The sequence below is a fragment of the Agrobacterium sp. NPDC089420 genome, assembly GCF_044900305.1.
Lineage (GTDB): Bacteria > Pseudomonadota > Alphaproteobacteria > Rhizobiales > Rhizobiaceae > Agrobacterium.
Genome location: NZ_JBJDMY010000001.1, coordinates 277,717 through 296,139 on the forward strand (window position 1 = coordinate 277,717; position 18,423 = coordinate 296,139).

Consider the following 18,423-nt stretch of genomic DNA (forward strand, 5'->3'; position numbering starts at 1 on the left):
CTTCAGCCACAGATCGGTTAAAGCTCCAGTTCTTCTTCAGCTTTCCTGGCCCGCCATGACAGACACGACGCATCACCGCCTCAACCCGCTGCATCTTGCCGCCGCCTTCGCCAGCGGCTGTCTCCTGACGCTGATGGTGCATTTCAACGGCCAGCTCGCCCATTATGGCAGCGCGCTGTTTTCCTCGTGGACGGCGCACGGCACCGGCACGGTGGCGGCGCTGATCTATCTTGCCATCATGCGCCCGAAAAAAGACCCTGCGGCACCGGCAAAACCGAGGGCGCCGCTCTGGGCCTATTGCGGCGGGGTCGTCGGCGCAGCCATCGTCATCCTCACCTCCACCGCCGTCAATTCGCCGCTGGCGCTGTCCGGCACCATTGCGCTGGGTCTTGGCGGACAGGTGATATTCAGCCTGCTGGCCGATCTTTTCGGCCTCTTCGGCCTCCCCAAGAGAAAGCCGGACCTGCGGGACATGGCCGCCGTGGCGCTCATTCTCTGCGGCAGCGCGCTTATCATTCTTGTCGGGAGAACGGCATGATCATCTGGATCGCCATGGCCTTTACCGGCGGCGCCTTCGTGGCGTTGAGCCGGCAGATCAACGGCCGCCTCAGCCTGTCGAACTCACCGCTGATCGCCTCCTTCTGGAACCATATTGTCGGTTTTGGCGTGCTGACGATCATCGGCCTCATCATCGGCGGCCTCATTCCGCCAGGCGCTGCCGATGCGCCTTGGCTCGCGTTTATCGGCGGGCCGATCGGCGTCGTCTTCATCGCGTCGGGAAGCTGGCTCATCCCGCGCATCGGCGCGGTCAACACGGCCCTTCTGGTCATCAGCGGCCAGATGGTGTCAGGCGTCGTACTCGATCTTTTCAGCGATCACCCGCCGAAAATCTGGGCAAGCGCGCTCGGCATTCTTCTTATCCTCGCCGGCATGGTGCTGACACAACGACGCACCCGCTGACGAAATTCGCTAAGGCTCAGGAATCGCTGTCGCGCGAGAACATGCTGAACAGCGTCTTGCCGCCGCTTTTGCCGCCGCTGCTGGCGAGTGTGGGACGGTTGCCGTTAAGCTTGGGCACCACCACCATGCGCTTGACTTCGCCGCGCTTGAAGGCCGCGAGGAAGCGCGAATAATCCCGGAACACCACGCAGCCATTCGATTCGCCGCGTTTCGCCAGCATGTAGGTATGGGCGAGCAGGCCGTCGCGGCCATGCGGGTTGACGCCGTTTTCCGGTGTCAGGCGAATGGCCTCGACGCCGTGGAAACGGGCCTCACGCATCGTCAGCTTATAGCTGGAAGGCGGCGTCGAACCGCGCATCTTCACATGAACGAAATCCGGGTTGTCGCGCATCTTGCCGATGCCGGAATGCGCTTCCAGCTTCTCGCCATTCGGCATGTGCACCACGCCGGAGGAAATATCGTAGATCGCCGTGCCGTTGCCGCGATCCGGCCACGGAACCGCATCCATCTTGCTCGGCTCACGCATCGGATTGTCCGGCTTCGCGAAAGCGAGCATGGCGCCGGCACTCTGCTTCGGCGCCGGCGGAGCCCGCAGCGGAACCGGCGCATCGAAAGCAGGGGCGGAAGCGACAGCCGGGACACGGTCCTCCGCCCGGGAGGGGACGGCCGGACGCGGCGACGGCTCCACGGTCTCAGCCGCAGCCACCTCGGGACGGAAGCTCGGCAGCGGCACATCGTCGGGCAGCAGGCTGTTGGCCTCCTCCTCGATCTGCGGCCGCGCCAGCGCCACTTCAAATGCCGGATGTTGCGAGGCGGGGCTCTGATAGGCGACCTCGGAGGCGCGCCCGAGCGCCGAATCGACGATAGCCGAAGGCCGCAGCGCAGCGAGTTCCCTGACCGTCGCCTGACCCTTGGCATTGGCGGCCGCGCCAACACGCTCACTGAATTCCTTCGCACCGATCGCGGGCATGATCCCGGCCAGTCGCTCGGTCTTCTGCGGCCCTTGGCCGTGGTCGCCCAGACGGGAGAACTTGCGGATGTGAATATCGCGCGTCGCCGTGTGCACAATCGCGGTTCCGGCGGAATCGAAGCGCGTCACCAGCGTCTTTTCAAACTGTCCGATGCCATGCGACGCAGCCGCCATGCCGTGCAGCGAGGCAAATGCGGTGAATGCGAAAAGGCCGGCAAACGCGCCGCCGCCAAGCAGCGCGGAGATTCGGCCAAGCGAAAAGGATGTGTCTCTCTTGACGGAGGACGGACCGGCAAGACCGGCGCCATTATAGGCCGCAGCAGAAAACGCCATGATACTCGTTACTCGAACCGTTCACGCACACCCGGCCGACGCCGGTGGGATTTTGGGGCATCCGAAGAGCGGGCAAACACCACGCCGGTTTCGGAACTGACTGGTTCGAAGCATGACGAATTATGGTAACCAAAGTGTTTACGAGTCCCTGCAAAAATAATTCGTTAAGGTCTGCGCATTGTCAGGCGAAGGCAAAACAATGACTTACGCGGGTACTGCGTGCATCTGCACCCCATCGTCCCGGAAGAAGGCCCCCAAGGGGCGTCATCGGCCTTTAAAGTTTCCGTCGCCGCATCGTCAGGTAAATTCCGACTTGGCCGGAAATTTGCTGCAAATGCGGCAGGACTGCGACAGGGCGCATGCCCATCGCCGGCCCCTGCGCCGGCACAAAGGTTGAAAGGGCACTTGATCCGCCAGGACCGGCTTGGCATCCTGCTGGCAAAAGGGAGGCACATCATGAAGGCGCTGCTGCTCATCGACATCCAGAACGGCTTTTGCCCGGGCGGCAATCTGGCCGTGGCCGAAGGCGACCAGGTCGTGCCCGCCGCCAATGCCCTGATCGACAATGGCGGTTACGATCTCATCGTCGCCTCGCAGGACTGGCACCCGGAAAATCACGGCAGTTTCGCCTCGCAGCACCCCGGCAGGAAACCTTTCGACATGGGCGAACTTTCCGGCAAACCGCAGATGATGTGGCCGGACCATTGCATTCAGGGCACACAGGATGCCGAATTCCACCCCGACCTGAAGACGGAAGCCTTCGACTATATTCAGCAGAAGGGCGAAAATCCCGCCGTCGACAGCTATTCCGCCTTTCGCGACAACGACCAGTCGGCGACGACCGGTCTTGCCGACTATCTGACCCGTCAGGGTGTGACGCAACTCGACATATGCGGTCTCGCCACCGATTATTGCGTCAGTTTTTCGGTACTTGACGCCATCGACATGTTGCCGGGCGTCAGGATCCGTTTCATCGAGGATGCAAGCCGCGGTATCGACCCGCAGGGCATCAAGGCCGCAATTGCGACCATGCGGGAAAAAGGGGCTGCAATCGTCAACAGCGGCGACATATTGCGCGACTGAGGAGCACTGGCCTTCTGACCCCTCCTCATTCCTGTTCCCCGGAACAAGCTCGAGGATGTCACGGCAATGAGGGACGAAACCTGTTCAACGCGGCTTCGGCTTTTCGAGCACGTCGATATCGGCAGCCGCATCGTCGAGACGCCTCAGGATCGCCGCATGGGCATCCCGGAGCCCCTGATTGTAAAACACATATCCCATGTCCTCGGCCAGAAAATCCACGAAGATTTCCGCCTGCAGAAGACCCAACTCGGTTTCGGTCTCTTGGGCTAGATAATCCCTTATCCTTGCCGCCAGCGCGGCCTTTTCCTGCTTTTCCAGCATCGCTCATCCATGATTTCGCGGTTTTGACGCATCGGTGAAATCCCCTGCGGTCTTCCGCCCGGCATTGCCTGTCGGTGTTACCGTAACGGAAGCTTCAAGGGAATCAATCGATCCATTCATGCAATTCGTTTGCCAGCCGGGCGACACGGCGATAGAGCGGCGGCAAGGAGTTTCCAGACATGTTCAATGCAGATTTTCGCGAGGGATTGAAGAGCGGTTTCCCGATCGCCCTCTCCGCCGCCCCCTTCGGCGCGCTGTTCGGCGCGGTCGCGGTCGATAACGGCCTGAGCATCACCGAAGCCACGATCATGAGCGGCACCGTCTATGCCGGCGCGAGCCAGCTTGTCGGCATCGAGCTGTTCGGCCAGAAGGTTGCGCCATGGCTGATCGTCCTTTCCGTCTTTGCCGTCAATTTCCGCCATATCCTCTATTCGGCCACCATCGCCCGGATGATCTCCGGCTGGTCGCTGCTGCAAAAGGCGGCTGGCTTCTTTGTGCTGGTGGATCCGCAATTCGCCGAATCGGTCCGGAAATACGAGAATACCGGCACGGTCGGTTTTGCCTGGTACATGGGCTTTGCCGCACCCGTTTATGTGCTGTGGCTGGCCATGACCATTCTTGGCGCGTCGCTCGGCAATCTCGTCGGCGATCCGAAGGCCATCGGCCTCGATGTGCTGCTGCCGATCTATTTCCTGGGCATGGTCCTGAGCTTCCGCCAGCGGGAGAATTTTTACCCGGTGATGCTGGCAAGCGCAGCCGGCGCGACGGTCGCCTATCACTTCGTCGGCTCGCCCTGGCATGTCAGTCTCGGCGCGATTGCCGGAATTGTCGTCGCCGTCCTTTATCCACCGAAACCCGACGGCGGCGCGAACGCCGAAAGCACGGTGGAAACGCCATGAGCGACATGCTGCACGCCGACACGATGCTCCTGATCGCGCTCGCCGCCATTGCCACCTATCTTACCCGTATCGGCGGCTACGTGCTGATGACGCGGATGAAATCCATTCCGCCGCGCATGGAGGCGGGGCTGAACGCCGTCCCCGTCGCGGTTTTGACCACGCTTGTCGCACCCGCCTTTTTCGAAGGCGGATACGAGGTCAAGATCGGCATGGTGGTGGCGTTGCTGGTTTGCCTGCGCTTTCCCGGCTTGACGATGCTCGCCATCGGCTGGGCGGTTGTCATCGCCATCCGGCACACCCCGCTGTTCTAGGCAGCCCGTTCCAGCGGTGTCGTCGCAGCGATGAGCCACGCCTTCACCTCTTCATCGGTGATCAGCGGCGAAAGCTTCTCGAGAACCCCGGCGTGATAGGCGTTCAGCCAGTTGAGTTCCTCATCGGTCAGGAGCGCGGTCACGACAAGCCGGCGGTCGATGGGGCACCAGGTCAACGTCTCGAAGGAGAACATCGGCTGGTCGCCGCCGGCCACCTCTTCCGCCGCGCGCACGTAGATCAGGTTCTCGATGCGGATGCCGAAAGCGCCGGGGCGATAATAACCCGGCTCGTTCGAGAGAATCATGCCAGGCAACAGTTCCTGCGTCGAAAGCCGCGAGATGCGCTGCGGCCCCTCATGCACCGAAAGATAGGAGCCGACGCCGTGGCCGGTGCCGTGGGCGTAATCCGCACCCGCTTTCCACAGCGCGATGCGCGCCAGGGGATCGAGGTCGCACCCGCGTGTTCCCTTCGGAAACCGTGCCGCACTGATGGCGATCATGCCCTTCAGCACCAGCGTGAAGAAACGCTCCTGCTCTTCCGGCACCGTACCGATCGCGACGGTACGCGTAATGTCCGTGGTGCCGTTGACATATTGCGCGCCGGAATCGACGAGGAACATCTCGCCATCGGCAAGAGTGCGATCCGTATCGGTGGTGACGCGATAATGGATGATGGCGGCGTGTTCGCCGGCACCGGAAATCGTGTCGAACGACACATCCTTCAACGGGTTCTGCAGCGCCTGCCCCACCCTCGCGCGTGCGGCCTCCAGCGCCTTGACGGCGGCGATTTCGGTGACGCTGCCCGGCTGCTGGCGATCCAGCCAGGAGAGATATTCGACCATGGCCGCGCCGTCCTGCACGTGGGCTGCGGCCGAACCGGCAAGCTCCGCCCCGTTCTTGCAGGCGCGCGGCAGGCGGACGGGATCGGCCGCCTCGACCAATGTGCCGCCCGCAGCCGTGATAGCACCCGTCAGCGCCACCGGCGTCAGATCGGCATCGACCATGACCCGGCCCTTGGCGCTGGCGATCGCATGCAGGCGGTCGGCGATCTTTGAGGGCGGCAATTGCGTCGCCAGCTGCGCCAGATAGGCCTCGGCCTCGATGCCGGTCTTGCGTTTGTCGAGAAAAATATCCGCCCTGCCGTCGGCATAGACGATGGCGCGGGCAAGCGGATGCGGCGTATGCGGCACGTCGTTACCGCGAATATTGAAAATCCAGGCGATGGAGGACGGATCGGTCACCAGCAGGGCATCCGCCCCCCTGGCCGAAACCGTTTCCGCCAAGAGCGTGATCTTTTCCTTCGCCAGAATCCCGGTAAAGGCGTCGGGCTGGATGACGACCGGTTCCAGCGGCTCGGAAGGACGATCCTGCCACAGGGCGTCGAGCGGATTGCGTTCCAGCAGGACAACGGAGCCTCCCTTGCCGGCCAGCGCCTTTTCCAGGCGCTTCAGTTCCGCGCCGGTATGCAGCCATGGATCGACGCCGAGCCGGAAACCCTGCGTCGCATGGTCGGACAGCCAGACGGAGGGCGGCGCCCCCACCAGATCGCCGCCGGTAAACACCAACTGATCGACCTGGGAGGCGAGCTGCGTCGTATACCGACCATCGACAAACACCACCGCCTGCGCGCGCGTTACCAGCGCAATGCCGGCCGAACCGGTGAACCCCGTCAGCCAGGACAGGCGCTCGGCGCAGTCCGGCACATATTCCCCCTGATATTCATCGGCCCGCGGCACCAGAAAACCATCGATGCCGAGGGCATCGAAACCGGCGCGCAGCGCCTCGACACGGGCCTTGCCGAATTGCGGCGCGGATTTGTTTTCAAAGGTCTGGAACATGGACGTCTTTCGGGAACTGTCATGAAAAAAGCGGTTCTGTCACGCCGTCGCATCATTGGCGCACAACGACAATGCCATGCCGGCAAAGCCGGTTTCAAGCCATATGTGACGGCAGCCGAAACGGCGATAAATTATGCATAATCAGCTAAATAAGTAATACTCAATGTTACGTGATATGCATTAATCGCATATCTACCTTGAAGTATCTCCTCTAACCAAACAAAAACACATCGCTTATCTTCACTTCAACACGGCGAGAGAAACACTCTCCCGGCAACCAAGGATTTGAAGCAATGGCAAAATCTTTCCTCCGCACCGCCTTCGATCGCGTCATTGAAGCACGCGAGCGTCAGGTCAGCCGCCATGTCAACGCAGCCCTTCTGAACCTCGACGACAAGTCGCTCGAAGCGCTCGGCATGAACCGCGCCGATCTTCGTCGCAAGGCAAAATCCAGCTACGTATTCTGATCACGTCGGGCGCGGCCTTCCTCCCTTACCGCGCCGGAGAGGAATACGTCGACCCGCTTGAGCAAGCTCCTCCCAGGTGCTCGCGGGTTTCCAGGCGGCGCGAAAGCGCCGCCTTTTCTTTTGCCGCTAAGGGATGCTGCGGGACCCTCAGTCCTTGCGCAGATGCAGCGTGACCCAGCCGTTGCGCCAGATGGTGCGGACGTGGGAAAGCCGGGCGCCATTATAGGCGGAAAGCACCTTCCAGCGCTGCGAGGCAAGGATGCCCGACAGGATGACGGTGCCGCCGGGCGCCAGATGCGTGACGAGCTGCGGCGCCATCTTGATCAGCGGCCGCGCCAGAATATTGGCGATGATGAGATCGAACGGGCCATGCTTGCGGAAAGCATCGGAATGGAAGCCCGGCGCCGTTTCCAGCGCCAGACCGGAAACGATGCCGTTCAGCCGCACATTTTCCTTCGCCACCTTCACGGCAATGGGGTCGATATCGGTAGCAAGCACGGGAACGGGACGCATCTTGCGCACGGCGATCGCCAGCACGCCGCTGCCGGTGCCGAGATCGAGCGCGTTGCGCACGGTCCGTGCCCGCAAAACCTCCTCGATCATTTCAAGGCAACCCGCCGTCGTGCCGTGATGGCCGGTGCCGAATGCCTGACCCGCCTCGATTTCGATCGCCAGATCGTTCGGCCGCACCTTGTCGCGATCATGCGCGCCATGAACGATGAAGCGCCCCGCCCTGACCGGCTTCAGCCCCTCAAGCGATTTGGCGATCCAGTCGACGTCAGGAACGATTTCCTTTTCGATGACGAGACCGGGAAAGGCAGGAGCAAGCAAAGCGCTGACGCGCTCGCGGAACTCCTCCTCCTGCTCGGCCATCAGATAGACGGAAGCTTCCCAGATGTCGCGCTTCTCATCCACCTCGGTCGTGGCGATCGCAACATCCTCCTCGCCGAAATAATCCGACATGAGATCGAGGATTTCGCCGGCGTTGATTTCGGTCGTGGTGACGTAAAGGCGGATTTCGCTCACGGCGGGCTGCTTTCCCTGGCTAGGGCATGCCTCCCAAAAAGTGCAGCGGTTTTGGGAAGACGGCATGCATCGAAACAAAAATTAAAGCGTGCCGCATTGGTGACGCGCTTTAATGGTCCTGTGCTTGCCTTTGCCACAAAAGCCGCGCCAGTCCAATAAGCCTGGCGCAATTATGCCGCCTCGGTCAGCCCTTCAGCAGATTCTGGAGCTTCTGCTCGGCGACATCGGGGTTTTCGCCATAAGCGATGGTGCCGGAGAACCGGCCATTGGCGTCGAGCAGAATGACGGATGCGGTGTGATCCATGGTATAGTCGCCATTCGGATCCTTCTCGTCCACCGGCACCTTCTTGGCGTAGATGCGATAGCCTTTCAGCGTCTCGGCGATCTTGTCGGCCGGACCGGTGATGCCGGTGATGCGCTTGGAGACGTTGGAGATATATTGCTGCATGATTTCCGGCGTATCACGCTCGGGATCGACGGAGACGAAATAGGCTTGCATCTTGTCGCCGGCCGGATCCACCTTCTCCATCCAGCCGTTCAGCTCGAACAGCGTTGTCGGGCAGACTTCCGGGCAATGGGTGAAACCGAAGAACAGTGCCGTCGGCTTGCCCTGAAACGCCTTTTCGGTGATCGGCTGGCCGTTCTGCGCCGTCAGCTCGAAAGGCACGCCGTAAGCCGTTTCCACCATCTCCTCGCGGGTCTTCGTCATTTCGATCGTCAGCCAGCTGACGACACCGGCAAGAACGACCACCACGGCCCACAAAACGATGCGAATATTTCTCATTGTCCAATCCTACCCCGAAAGCCGGCGGCATGTCGCAGGCCTTTGGCCGACTGATACCGAAGGACGGCGGCAACGGCAAATCAACTGGGCGTATTTGCGGGAACCGCGCTGATTTGTCACAAAGCCCGGACGGCCGAAAGGATCACAGACACCAGGCGATGCCGCTCTGCACCGTGGAAAGGAAAATATCCGTGCTGTGCCGTACCCAGCCGTCAAAGGCAAGAAGCACGATGGCAAGCGAAGCCGCGGCCGCAAGACTTGCCAGAATAAACTTCAGCGGATGGGATGCGTGTGCCTTCATATCCTTGTTATAACCTGTTTGCATGGGCGCGAAAACCGCCAAATTACTGGGCTTTGGCGCTATTGCAGCGGCAATTGTTAGGGAAAGTTTAAAAACTTGCGGCGCATTATGACCGCAGCGGTTAGAAGCCTCGACATGATGTCTCCCGGTCCATGCCGGCCACCGCATAAAGCTCAATCCTGCGCGGGCCTGTTAGAGAGCCATCAGAGGAAACCTGTCGTCATGTCCAACGCCATCAAGCAATCCGGCGCATATCTCGAAATCGTTTCCTTCCATCTGGGCGATCAGGAATTCTGCATCGACATCATGGCGATCCGCGAAATCCGCGGCTGGGCGCCGGTGACCCCGATGCCGCACACGCCGCCCTATGTTCTCGGCCTCATCAACCTGCGCGGCGCCGTCATTCCCGTCATCGACATGGCCGGCCGCCTCGGCATGAAGATGACCGAACCGTCCGAGCGCTCCGCCATCATCGTCACCGATATCGGCGGCAAGCTGGTGGGACTTCTGGTGGAACAGGTCTCCGACATGATGACCATCCGCTCCGAGGATCTGCAGCCCGCACCCGATATCATTCCGGAAGAGCAGCGCAGCTTCTGCCGCGGCATCGTGGCGCTGGAAAAGAGCATGGTCTGCTTCCTCAACCTCGACACGGTCATCGCCGACGAGCTGGCGCGCGAAGCAGCCTGACTGGGCCGGCTATTGCCTCTTGATAGGATTTGGAGCGCCTAGCGCCAGCACCATTGAAGCGGCGCGGGGCTCATAGTCTGGCAGTCCCGTTGCATCCGCACACCGTCACCCCGGACTAGATCCGGGGTCCAGCGCGATCAAGTCCTTGATCGCAAGAGACTCTTCTCACGGCGCAGACGCGCCGTGGCTGGATGCCGGATCAAGTCCGGCATGACGGACAGGGTCTGACAAACCCTCAAGGCTTGCCCTTCTGCCACGTCACCTGCTGGTTATAGAGCGGCACCGTCGATATCGCCATCTTGGCCGAACCGTCGGTCAGTTCGCGCGCATGCACCAGATAGATCAGCGTATCGTTCGCCTTGTCATAAACGCGGCTGACGACAAGCTTCTTCCAGACCAGCGACATGCCCTGCCGGAACACCTCTTCCCCGCCCTTCGACAGATCGATGTCGCCGATCTCCACCGGCCCCGTCTGGCTGCAGGAAATGGCGTTGTTGGACGGGTCTTCGAACCAGTTGCCGTTCTTCAGCCGGTCGATGACGCCGCGCTCGAAATAGGTAACATGGCAGGTGACACCCTTGATCTTCGGATCGGCGATCGCCTCGATGACGATGTCATTGCCGATCCAGTCGACCCCGACCTCGCCAACCACCTGGGAATGCGCCGCCGTCACCGGAAACAACGCCAGAAAGCCCGCAAACAAACCCGACAGAGTTTTCATCGTCATCGCATCTTCTCCGTTACCCTGCTTCAAAGATAGGTGCGGCCAACGGTTACGCAACCCGGAAGACGGCGCGTTTTTTCATGCTGCAGGGCTGATAGCCGCCGGAGGTAAGACGCCCGGCCACCATGCCGATCTTTTCCGGCAGGTCGTGGATATGGGCAACGCGCATTGCCTTTGCCGCCGCAATCGACGCGGCCGCACAGACGACGGCATCCTCGGCGGCATTGTGGTGCACGAAGCGCAGCTGGAGATGGTGGGCAATCACATTCAGCTTGTGCGATTCCAGATGTGGCCAGACATGCCGGGCGATCTTGACGCTGCACAGATAGGAAAGATCGGGATAGGACTGCCGGTACTTGTCGAAGGACGCCCGCATGACGCTGAAATCGAAGGCGGCATTATGGGCGATCATCATGGCGCCCTGGACGTCGTCGATGAACTCCTCCATCACCTCCGGAAATTCCGGCGCGTCCTCGACATCGGCCGGGCGAATGCCGTGCACGGCGATGTTGAAGGGCGAAAACCGCATGTCCTTCGGCCGGATGAGACGTTCCTCGACACGAACGATCTCGCCGCCCTCTATCCATGCAAGCCCGACGGAACAGGCGCTGCCCCGTTCCTCATTGGCGGTCTCGAAATCGATGGCGATGGTTTTCAAGAGTGATTCCCGTTGTTTCATTCCGGCATAGACCGGATCGACGTCAAAGAGAACCGGCCTCGGTCGAACGCGCCTCCGAAAGCATCCAGTCTATCAGCGTCGCCAGATCGGGATTATCCAGCATGCGCCGCGGATAAACGATGAAATAGGCAAGCGTGCTGGCCATGTCCTTGCCAAATGGTGCGATCAATTTGCCCTCCGCAAGCTCGCGGGAAACGAGCGAGCGCCGCGTCAACGCAATGCCATGCCCGGCCTTGGCCGCATCCAGCGCGCCATTGCTGTCAATGAAGACGGTGCCGCCGGAAGCGTCGACTGCGGATGCGCCTGCCGCCTCCAGCCAGCGTCGCCACTCGTTGCGGTTTTCATCATGCAGCAGCGGAACGGATTTCAAATCATCCGCTTCCCGAAGCGGTCCGTATTTTTCAAGAAGCGGCGGCGCGCAGACCGGCAATGTACTGTCATCGATGAAACGGATGCTCTCCAGCCCTTCATAACGGCCAAAACCGTGCCGCACCGCCAGATCGACATCGTCCCGCGAAAAATCCACCAGCCGGTTCGTGACGCTGATGCGGACGTCCACATGCGGGTTTTGCTGCTGGAAGGCAGGCAATCGCGGCATCAGCCATTGCACGGCGAAAGTAGGTGTGCAGCTGAGCGTCAGGACGATGGTTTCCGCGCGCACCGTCAGTTCCGCTGTCGCCTCGCGCATCATCCGGAAGGCAGTGCGAAGCGCGCCGTAATAACGCTCCCCTTCGCGCGTGAGCTGGATGCTACGCGGCCTGCGGAAAAACAGCTGCACGCCAAGCCGCGCCTCAAGCTCCCGGATCTGCAGGCTGACCGCGCCGGGCGTGACGTTCAGTTCGTTGGAGGCAAGCGTGACGCTGCGATACCGCGCGGCGGCTTCAAAGGCCTGCAATCCTTTCAATGATGGAAGTTCCGCTGCCATGATTTAGTCCAGCTCAATTATCTGGCGAGAAACAATCGTTTGAAAACACCATAAAACCGGGCGTAAATAGATGCAATGGGACATGAAAAGCAGCAGCAGGCCTGCAATATCCGCTTCAGATAAACTCAACCGATATCGGGTGGCTGACAACGTGCCTTCCTGCAATCATGTCGATATTCATACCCCGTGGGAGACGACGATGGCGATACAGAAACAGATGGATGCCCGAGAGTGGGTGATGCTCATAGCGCTCTCGCTGCTCTGGGGCGGTTCGTTCTTTTTTATCGGCATCGCGGTCAGGGAACTGCCGCCCGTCACCATCGTCACGCTGCGGGTCACGCTTGCCGCCGTGGCGCTTCTCGTCGTCTGCCGCATCATCGGCCTTCGCCTGCCGCGCCAATGGGCGGTGTGGCGGGCCTTTTTCGGCATGGGCCTGCTTAACAACATCATTCCCTTCTGCCTGATCGTCTGGGGCCAGACCCATATAGCCAGCGGGCTTGCTTCGATCCTCAATGCCACCACGCCGCTCTTCACGGTCATCGTCGCGCATTTTCTGACCTCGGACGAAAAAATGACCGGCAACAAGCTTACCGGCGTGCTGATCGGCTTTGCCGGCGTGGCGACGATGATCGGCCCGGCGGCCTTTGCCGGCTCATCCGGCCTCTGGGGCCAGATCGCCATTCTCGGCGCGGCCATCTCCTATTCCTTCGCCGGCATCTTCGGCCGCCGCTTCAAGGCCATGGGCGTGCCGCCGTTGATGACCGCCACCGGCCAGATTTCCTCCTCGACGCTGATGCTGATCCCGGCCGCCCTTCTTATCGACAAGCCATGGACGCTTGCCATGCCAAGCCTTGGCACCTGGGGCGCGCTGATCGGCATCGCCCTCCTGTCGACGGCGCTTGCCTATCTCATCTTCTTCCGCATCCTCGCCAGCGCCGGCGCCACCAACCTCGCGCTCGTCACCTTCCTCATCCCGGTCAGCGCCATCCTGCTCGGCTCGCTCTTGCTCGGAGAACAACTGGAAATGAAGCACTTCGCCGGCATGGCGATGATCGCCGCCGGGCTTGCTGCGATCGATGGCAGATTGCTGTCCAGATGGCGCCAGCCTCGCCAGCGGCTGCAATGAAGGCGGGACGATTAAGGCCTGCGTGATGAAGCCACACAGGGCACATCCACGGCCCGCCCTTCGAGGCTTCAAGCGCGTGAAGAATGATCCGCAAACACCTGCCGAATGGTCCGTCGCGACCATTCGGCCATTTTTTCGTTACGCCCGCGCTCGGCATCGAGCACGATCAGCGCCTTCCACAGTGCCCAGCCGCGCCCGCGCTGCCATGTGGCCTCGTCGAGATCAAGCGCCCGGCGAAAAACGCCCAGGCTTTCGGCTTCAAGCAGATTCCACGCGAGAATGAGATCGGACGACGGGTCACCCACACCGGAACTGCCGAAATCGATAACGGCCGACAGGTGGCCGTCCTGCACCAGCAGATTGCCCTCGGCAATGTCGCCATGTACCCAAACACCATCGCCCTGCCAATGGCTCGAAAGCGCGAGCTGCCAGATCTCCATGGCCAGCGCCTGATCCACCTCATCGACAAGGCGCGCCGTCGAGGCCCGCACTTCCCCGTCATAGACCGCAAGCGATCCGCCGCGATGGAAGTTATGCGCGCCCGCGCGCGGGCCATCCGAGGCATCGATATTATGCAGGGCCGTCAAAAACGCGGCAACATCCATGGCGATGACCGAAAGATCGATATTGCCCGGATGACGGGCGAGAGGTTTACCCTTGAGCCAGCGATAGACGGACCAGGAAAATGGATAATCCTCTCCTGGCCCTCCAAGCGCCAGCGGCACCGGGATCGGAACCGGCAGAAGCGGTGCAAGCACCGGCAGCCACCGATGCTCCTTCTCCACCTGCGCCACATAGCGCTCGGCGCTCGGCATGCGGATCAGCATATCGTCGCCAAGGCGAAAGCTGCGATTGTCCCAACCGCTCAGGTCCACCGGCTGAACATCGAGCGCCGCCCATTGCGGAAACTGGCTGGAAATAAGCGCCCGAACCTGCTGAATGGTGACGACAAGGCGGTCATCCATGGTGCGTTCCCCGTTTCAGGCGCAAACCGCTGCGGTACAGGACAACACGGCGATAACGCCGTATCAGCCGCCGATCAGCGCCAGCCACTCGTCCTCGTCCATGGTCTGCACGCCCAGTTCCGTCGCCTTGGCGAGCTTGGAACCTGCCCCCGGCCCCGCCACCAGAATATCCGTTTTTTTGGAGACGGACCCTGCCACTTTCGCCCCGAGGCTTTCGGCGCGGGCCTTCGCCTCGTCCCGGGTGAATTTTTCCAGCGAGCCGGTAAACACCACCGTCTTGCCCGCCACCGGGCTGCCTTCTGTCGAAGGCTTTTCAGCCTCCTTCGGCTGCAATTCGCGTATCAGCCGGTCGATGACATCGAGATTGCGCGGCTCCTTGTAGAATTCGACGATGGCGCGGGCCACAACCTCGCCGATGCCGTCGATGCTGTTGAGTTCCGCCCAGGCATCGCCTGCCGGATCCGCCGCCGCCTTCATGCTCTCTTCGAAATGTTGATAAGTGCCATAGGAACGCGCCAGAAGCTTGCCCGTGGTCTCGCCCACATGACGGATACCAAGCGCGAAGATCAGCCGATGCAGATCGATCTCGCGACGGGCGTCGATGGCGTCGAACAGTTTCCTGACACTCACCTTGCCGAAGCCGTCGATATTTTCGAGCTTGGTGAGATGCGACGCCTCCTGTCGTTCCCGCAGCGTAAAAATGTCCGGTGCGGTCTTGATCGACAAAGCGGCGTCGTCGCTTTCGAAGAAGAAATCGATCTGTTTGGTGCCGAGCCCTTCGATATCGAAGGCATTGCGCGAGACGAAATGTTTCAGATGCTCCACCGCCTGCGCCCGGCAGACGAAACCGCCGGTGCAGCGCGTGACCGAATCGAGCTTGCCTGTCTTCTCATTGCGCTCCCGCACCGCATGGCTGCCGCAGACCGGACATTTGTCCGGGAAAGGATATTTCTCCGCCCCGGCCGGGCGCTTTTCCAGAAGCACGTCCAGCACCTGCGGAATGACATCGCCGGCCCGCTGCACGATAACCGTGTCGCCGATGCGGATATCGTGATCCTCCGGGCGGATGCGCTCGCCGTTATTGCCGATGCCTTCGATATAATCGGCATTATGCAGCGTCGCATTGGTGACGACGACACCGCCGACGGTGATCGGGGTGAGACGCGCAACCGGCGTTAACGCGCCGGTGCGCCCGACCTGGATTTCGATATTCTCGACCGTGGTGAAGGCCTGCTCTGCCGGAAATTTATGCGCGGTCGCCCAGCGCGGGCTGCGCGAACGGAAGCCCAGCCGCTCCTGCAGATCGAGCCGGTCGACCTTGTAGACGACGCCGTCGATATCGTAATCGAGATCGGGCCGTGCGACACCGATTTCATTATAATGCTCAAGCAATTGCTCGGCGGAGGTGAATCGCTTCATCAGCGGATTGACCGGAAATCCCCACGCGCGGAACTTCTCGACGATGCCATATTGTGTATCGGCAATCCGCGCCGGCTGGCCGCCATTGGAGACTTCACCCAGGGCATAGGCGAAGAACCGCAGCTTGCGTTTCGCCGTCACATTGGCGTCGAGCTGACGCAGGGAACCGGACGCCGTGTTGCGCGGGTTCACATAGGTCTGCTTGCCTTCGGCTTCCATCTGGGCGTTCAGCGCCATGAAGTCGCTCTTGGCCATATAGACCTCGCCGCGCACCTCCACCACGTCGGGCGCATCGGCGGGTAGCGCGTTCGGAATTTCCTTGATGGTCCTGATATTGGCGGTGACATTTTCACCTGTCGTGCCGTCGCCGCGCGTCGCCGCCGTCTTCAGCCTGCCATTCTCGTAGCGGATCGACATGGAAAGCCCGTCGATCTTAGGCTCGGCGGTAAAGGCAATGGAATCGTCGGGCAGATGCCCGAGGAACCGATAGACCGAAGCGACGAAATCCCGCAGATCCTCTTCGGAAAACGTATTGTCGAGCGACAGCATCGGCCGCGCATGCACGATCGGCGCGAAGGTCGGAAGCGGCGTGAAACCGACTTTTTTCGACGGGCTGTCGGCCCGCACCAACGCCGGAAAAGCCGCCTCGATGGCATCGTTGCGCCGCTTCAGCGCGTCATATTCCGCATCTGAAATCTCCGGCGCGTCCTTGCCATGGTAAAGCGCATCGTGGCGCGCTAGCTCCGCCGCCAGAAATGCAAGCTCGGAAGAGGCTTCAAGCTCGGTGAGGGTTTCGACGGGTTTCTGGTCTTTCGACATGGCGGCCTCTTTTCGGAATTACCGAACGCTTTTAGCCGAAATAAAACACAATAAAAACAGGTTTTGCCGCCGGACTCACAGTCCGAAATCCCGGCCGGCAGCGGTCAGTCCTTGGCCGCCAGCAGGCGAGCCGCAGCAGCCCTCGCCTCGTCGGTCACCGACGCGCCGGCAAGCATGCGGGCAATCTCTTCGGTGCGGTGTTTCGGCTCCATGGTCGCGACGCGGGTGGCGATGCGCTCGCTGCCGTCGCCGGAAGGACCCTTGGAGATGAGAAGGTGGGTCGCAGCCCGCGCCGCCACCTGCGGCGCATGGGTGACGGACAGGACCTGCACGGTTTTCGACAGGCGGCGCAGCCGCTGGCCGATGGCATCCGCCACCGCACCGCCGACACCCGTATCGATTTCGTCGAACACCAGGGTCGGTGCCGAACCGCGATCCGCCAGCGCCACTTTCAGCGCCAGCAGGAAACGGGACAATTCGCCGCCCGAGGCCACTTTCATGATCGGTCCCGGCCGTGTGCCCGGATTGGTCTGGACATGGAATTCAACCGTGTCGATGCCGTCAGCCGTCGCCTGCTCCGGATCGGAGGTCACCTCGACGGTAAACCGCGCCCGCTCCAGCTTCAGCGCCGGCAGTTCCGCCATCACCGCATTGGAAAGCGCATCCGCCGCATTGCGGCGTTTGTCGGAGAGCGAATGCGCGGCACGGTCGAAATCGGCCTTCACCACGCTGAGATTGGCCTCAAGCTTGCCGAGCTTCTCTTCACCGGCATCAAGATCGGCGAGATCGGCCACCATTTTTTCGGCAAGAGCCGGCAGGTCAGGCACGGCGACATTATATTTGCGGCCGGCGGCGCGCAGTGCGAACAGCCGCTCCTCCACCCGCTCCAGCTCCCGCGGATCGAACTCGGTACGGCGCAGCGCCGCTTCCACTTCCATCTGCGCATTGGAAAGGCTGTCCAGTGCGGCATCCAGCAATTGCACGGTGTCTTCCAGCAGCCCGGGAGCTTCGTGGCTCTTGCGCTCCAGACGCCGCATCATCGAGGCGATGACGGGCACGGGCGAAGCATTGCCGTTGAGGAACTCGCTGGCTTCGGCGATATCGCCGGCAATGCGTTCCGACTTCTGCATCACCGCCCGGCGCTCGGCCAGCTCTTCCTCTTCCCCATCACGCGGCGAGAGTGTCTCAAGTTCCTCGACGGAAGAGCGCAGGTAATCCGCCTCACGGGCGGCAGCCTCCACCTTGGCGCGATGCGTCTTCAGCGCACGCTCGGCATCCTTCCAGATGCGATGAAGGCCCTGAACGGTGCGGGCTTCATCGCTCAGCCCGGCAAAGGCGTCCAGCAGCGTGCGGTGGGCATCGGTATCGACCAGCGCGCGGTCATCATGCTGGCCGTGAATTTCGACCAGCAATTGCCCAAGCTGGCGCATCATCTGTACGCTGATGGCCTGGTCGTTGATATAGGCCTTGGTGCGCCCGTCGGAGGATTGCACGCGGCGGAAAATCAGGTCGCCATCGTCATCGAGGCCATTTTCCCGCAGCAGAAGCCGTGTCGGATGATTGTTCGGGACTTCGAACGTGGCGGTAACCTGCCCCTTTTCCTCGCCATGCCGCACCAGGCCGCCATCACCGCGACCACCGAGCGCCAAAGAAAGGCTATCGAGAAGAATGGATTTGCCGGCGCCCGTTTCACCCGTCAACACGGAAAGGCCCGCCTCAAAACCGAGGTCGAGCCTTTCAATCAGGACAATATCGCGAATCGAGAGCTGGACCAGCATGGCCT

Annotated in this window: 20 protein-coding genes; 8 read left to right on the plus strand and 12 right to left on the minus strand. The window is 61.3% G+C overall.

Going from position 1 to position 18,423, the window contains the following annotated elements; translation table 11 throughout:
* Positions 1-55 precede the first annotated feature (55 nt).
* Positions 56-538: a DMT family transporter gene (locus ACI2KA_RS01415; protein ID WP_404498531.1), complete on the plus strand. Its 483-nt coding sequence runs from the start codon at positions 56-58 to the stop codon at positions 536-538.
* Positions 535-960 carry a DMT family transporter gene (locus ACI2KA_RS01420; RefSeq protein ID WP_404498533.1) on the plus strand — a complete coding sequence of 142 codons (426 nt, stop codon included), beginning with the start codon at positions 535-537 and terminating at the stop codon, positions 958-960. The genes ACI2KA_RS01415 and ACI2KA_RS01420 overlap by 4 nt, the downstream gene beginning before the upstream one ends.
* 16 nt (positions 961-976) lie before the next feature.
* Here ACI2KA_RS01420 and ACI2KA_RS01425 read toward each other — a convergent pair whose 3' ends face one another.
* Positions 977-2,263 carry a tlde1 domain-containing protein gene (locus ACI2KA_RS01425; RefSeq protein WP_404498534.1) on the minus strand — a complete coding sequence of 429 codons (1,287 nt, stop codon included), beginning with the start codon at positions 2,261-2,263 and terminating at the stop codon, positions 977-979.
* Between the two features lie 456 nt (positions 2,264-2,719).
* Between ACI2KA_RS01425 and pncA the strand changes: the two genes are divergently transcribed.
* Positions 2,720-3,346 (plus strand): bifunctional nicotinamidase/pyrazinamidase, encoded by a 627-nt coding sequence (gene pncA / locus ACI2KA_RS01430; RefSeq protein ID WP_404498536.1) that lies wholly within the window; start codon positions 2,720-2,722, stop codon positions 3,344-3,346.
* Between the two features lie 84 nt (positions 3,347-3,430).
* Here pncA and ACI2KA_RS01435 read toward each other — a convergent pair whose 3' ends face one another.
* Positions 3,431-3,667, minus strand: coding sequence for a DUF2164 domain-containing protein (locus tag ACI2KA_RS01435; RefSeq protein ID WP_404498538.1), 237 nt, complete (start codon positions 3,665-3,667; stop codon positions 3,431-3,433).
* Positions 3,668-3,846: 179 nt separating this feature from the next.
* Between ACI2KA_RS01435 and ACI2KA_RS01440 the strand changes: the two genes are divergently transcribed.
* Together ACI2KA_RS01440 and ACI2KA_RS01445 are read left to right on the plus strand one after the other, a co-directional pair.
* Positions 3,847-4,566, plus strand: coding sequence for an AzlC family ABC transporter permease (locus ACI2KA_RS01440; RefSeq protein ID WP_404498539.1), 720 nt, complete (start codon positions 3,847-3,849; stop codon positions 4,564-4,566).
* Positions 4,563-4,877, plus strand: coding sequence for an AzlD family protein (locus tag ACI2KA_RS01445; protein WP_404498541.1), 315 nt, complete (start codon positions 4,563-4,565; stop codon positions 4,875-4,877). Before ACI2KA_RS01440 ends, ACI2KA_RS01445 begins: the two co-directional genes overlap by 4 nt.
* On the opposite strand, the gene ACI2KA_RS01450 is transcribed toward ACI2KA_RS01445, so the two are convergent.
* The gene (locus ACI2KA_RS01450; protein WP_404498543.1) at positions 4,874-6,715 is read right to left on the minus strand and encodes an aminopeptidase P family protein; all 1,842 of its coding nucleotides are present in this window, start codon (positions 6,713-6,715) and stop codon (positions 4,874-4,876) included. The genes ACI2KA_RS01445 and ACI2KA_RS01450 overlap by 4 nt on opposite strands.
* A 293-nt stretch (positions 6,716-7,008) precedes the next feature.
* On the opposite strand from ACI2KA_RS01450, the gene ACI2KA_RS01455 reads away from it, so the two are divergent.
* A complete protein-coding gene (locus ACI2KA_RS01455) occupies positions 7,009-7,182 on the plus strand; it encodes a hypothetical protein (RefSeq protein WP_269709416.1) in 174 nt (57 codons plus the stop codon).
* Between the two features lie 147 nt (positions 7,183-7,329).
* Here the strand turns inward: ACI2KA_RS01455 and ACI2KA_RS01460 are convergent, their stop codons facing one another.
* The 3 genes from ACI2KA_RS01460 to ACI2KA_RS01470 all read right to left on the minus strand — a co-directional run bounded on the left by ACI2KA_RS01460 (position 7,330) and on the right by ACI2KA_RS01470 (position 9,293).
* Positions 7,330-8,208, minus strand: a complete 879-nt coding sequence (locus tag ACI2KA_RS01460; RefSeq protein ID WP_404498545.1) for a 50S ribosomal protein L11 methyltransferase — start codon at positions 8,206-8,208, stop codon at positions 7,330-7,332.
* A gap of 184 nt (positions 8,209-8,392) precedes the next feature.
* Complete coding sequence (gene sco, locus ACI2KA_RS01465; protein ID WP_404498546.1) at positions 8,393-8,992, minus strand: cytochrome oxidase assembly protein Sco; 600 nt, start codon at positions 8,990-8,992, stop codon at positions 8,393-8,395.
* Between the two features lie 142 nt (positions 8,993-9,134).
* Positions 9,135-9,293, minus strand: coding sequence for a hypothetical protein (locus ACI2KA_RS01470; protein WP_404498548.1), 159 nt, complete (start codon positions 9,291-9,293; stop codon positions 9,135-9,137).
* A gap of 222 nt (positions 9,294-9,515) precedes the next feature.
* Between ACI2KA_RS01470 and ACI2KA_RS01475 the strand changes: the two genes are divergently transcribed.
* A complete protein-coding gene (locus ACI2KA_RS01475; protein WP_003522339.1) occupies positions 9,516-9,983 on the plus strand; it encodes a chemotaxis protein CheW in 468 nt (155 codons plus the stop codon).
* A 235-nt stretch (positions 9,984-10,218) separates the two neighbouring features.
* Here the strand turns inward: ACI2KA_RS01475 and ACI2KA_RS01480 are convergent, their stop codons facing one another.
* The 3 genes from ACI2KA_RS01480 to gcvA are packed head-to-tail and all read right to left on the minus strand — an operon-like array spanning position 10,219 to position 12,311.
* Entirely contained in the window at positions 10,219-10,710 is a 492-nt protein-coding gene (locus tag ACI2KA_RS01480; protein ID WP_404498550.1) for a CreA family protein, read from the minus strand.
* Positions 10,711-10,756: 46 nt separating this feature from the next.
* Positions 10,757-11,365 (minus strand): 3'-5' exonuclease, encoded by a 609-nt coding sequence (locus tag ACI2KA_RS01485; RefSeq protein WP_404498551.1) that lies wholly within the window; start codon positions 11,363-11,365, stop codon positions 10,757-10,759.
* A gap of 43 nt (positions 11,366-11,408) precedes the next feature.
* Positions 11,409-12,311: a transcriptional regulator GcvA gene (gcvA, locus tag ACI2KA_RS01490; protein ID WP_404498553.1), complete on the minus strand. Its 903-nt coding sequence runs from the start codon at positions 12,309-12,311 to the stop codon at positions 11,409-11,411.
* Between the two features lie 199 nt (positions 12,312-12,510).
* Here gcvA and ACI2KA_RS01495 point away from each other — a divergent pair, with 199 nt between their 5' ends.
* A complete protein-coding gene (locus ACI2KA_RS01495; protein WP_404498555.1) occupies positions 12,511-13,437 on the plus strand; it encodes a DMT family transporter in 927 nt (308 codons plus the stop codon).
* Positions 13,438-13,505: 68 nt separating this feature from the next.
* Here ACI2KA_RS01495 and ACI2KA_RS01500 read toward each other — a convergent pair whose 3' ends face one another.
* The 3 genes from ACI2KA_RS01500 to recN form a co-directional block, all read right to left on the minus strand.
* Positions 13,506-14,402, minus strand: coding sequence for an aminoglycoside phosphotransferase family protein (locus ACI2KA_RS01500; RefSeq protein WP_404498557.1), 897 nt, complete (start codon positions 14,400-14,402; stop codon positions 13,506-13,508).
* A 63-nt stretch (positions 14,403-14,465) separates the two neighbouring features.
* Positions 14,466-16,640, minus strand: a complete 2,175-nt coding sequence (gene ligA, locus ACI2KA_RS01505; protein WP_404498559.1) for an NAD-dependent DNA ligase LigA — start codon at positions 16,638-16,640, stop codon at positions 14,466-14,468.
* A gap of 104 nt (positions 16,641-16,744) precedes the next feature.
* The gene (gene recN, locus ACI2KA_RS01510) at positions 16,745-18,418 is read right to left on the minus strand and encodes a DNA repair protein RecN (protein WP_404498561.1); all 1,674 of its coding nucleotides are present in this window, start codon (positions 18,416-18,418) and stop codon (positions 16,745-16,747) included.
* Between the last annotated feature and the right edge of the window lie 5 nt (positions 18,419-18,423).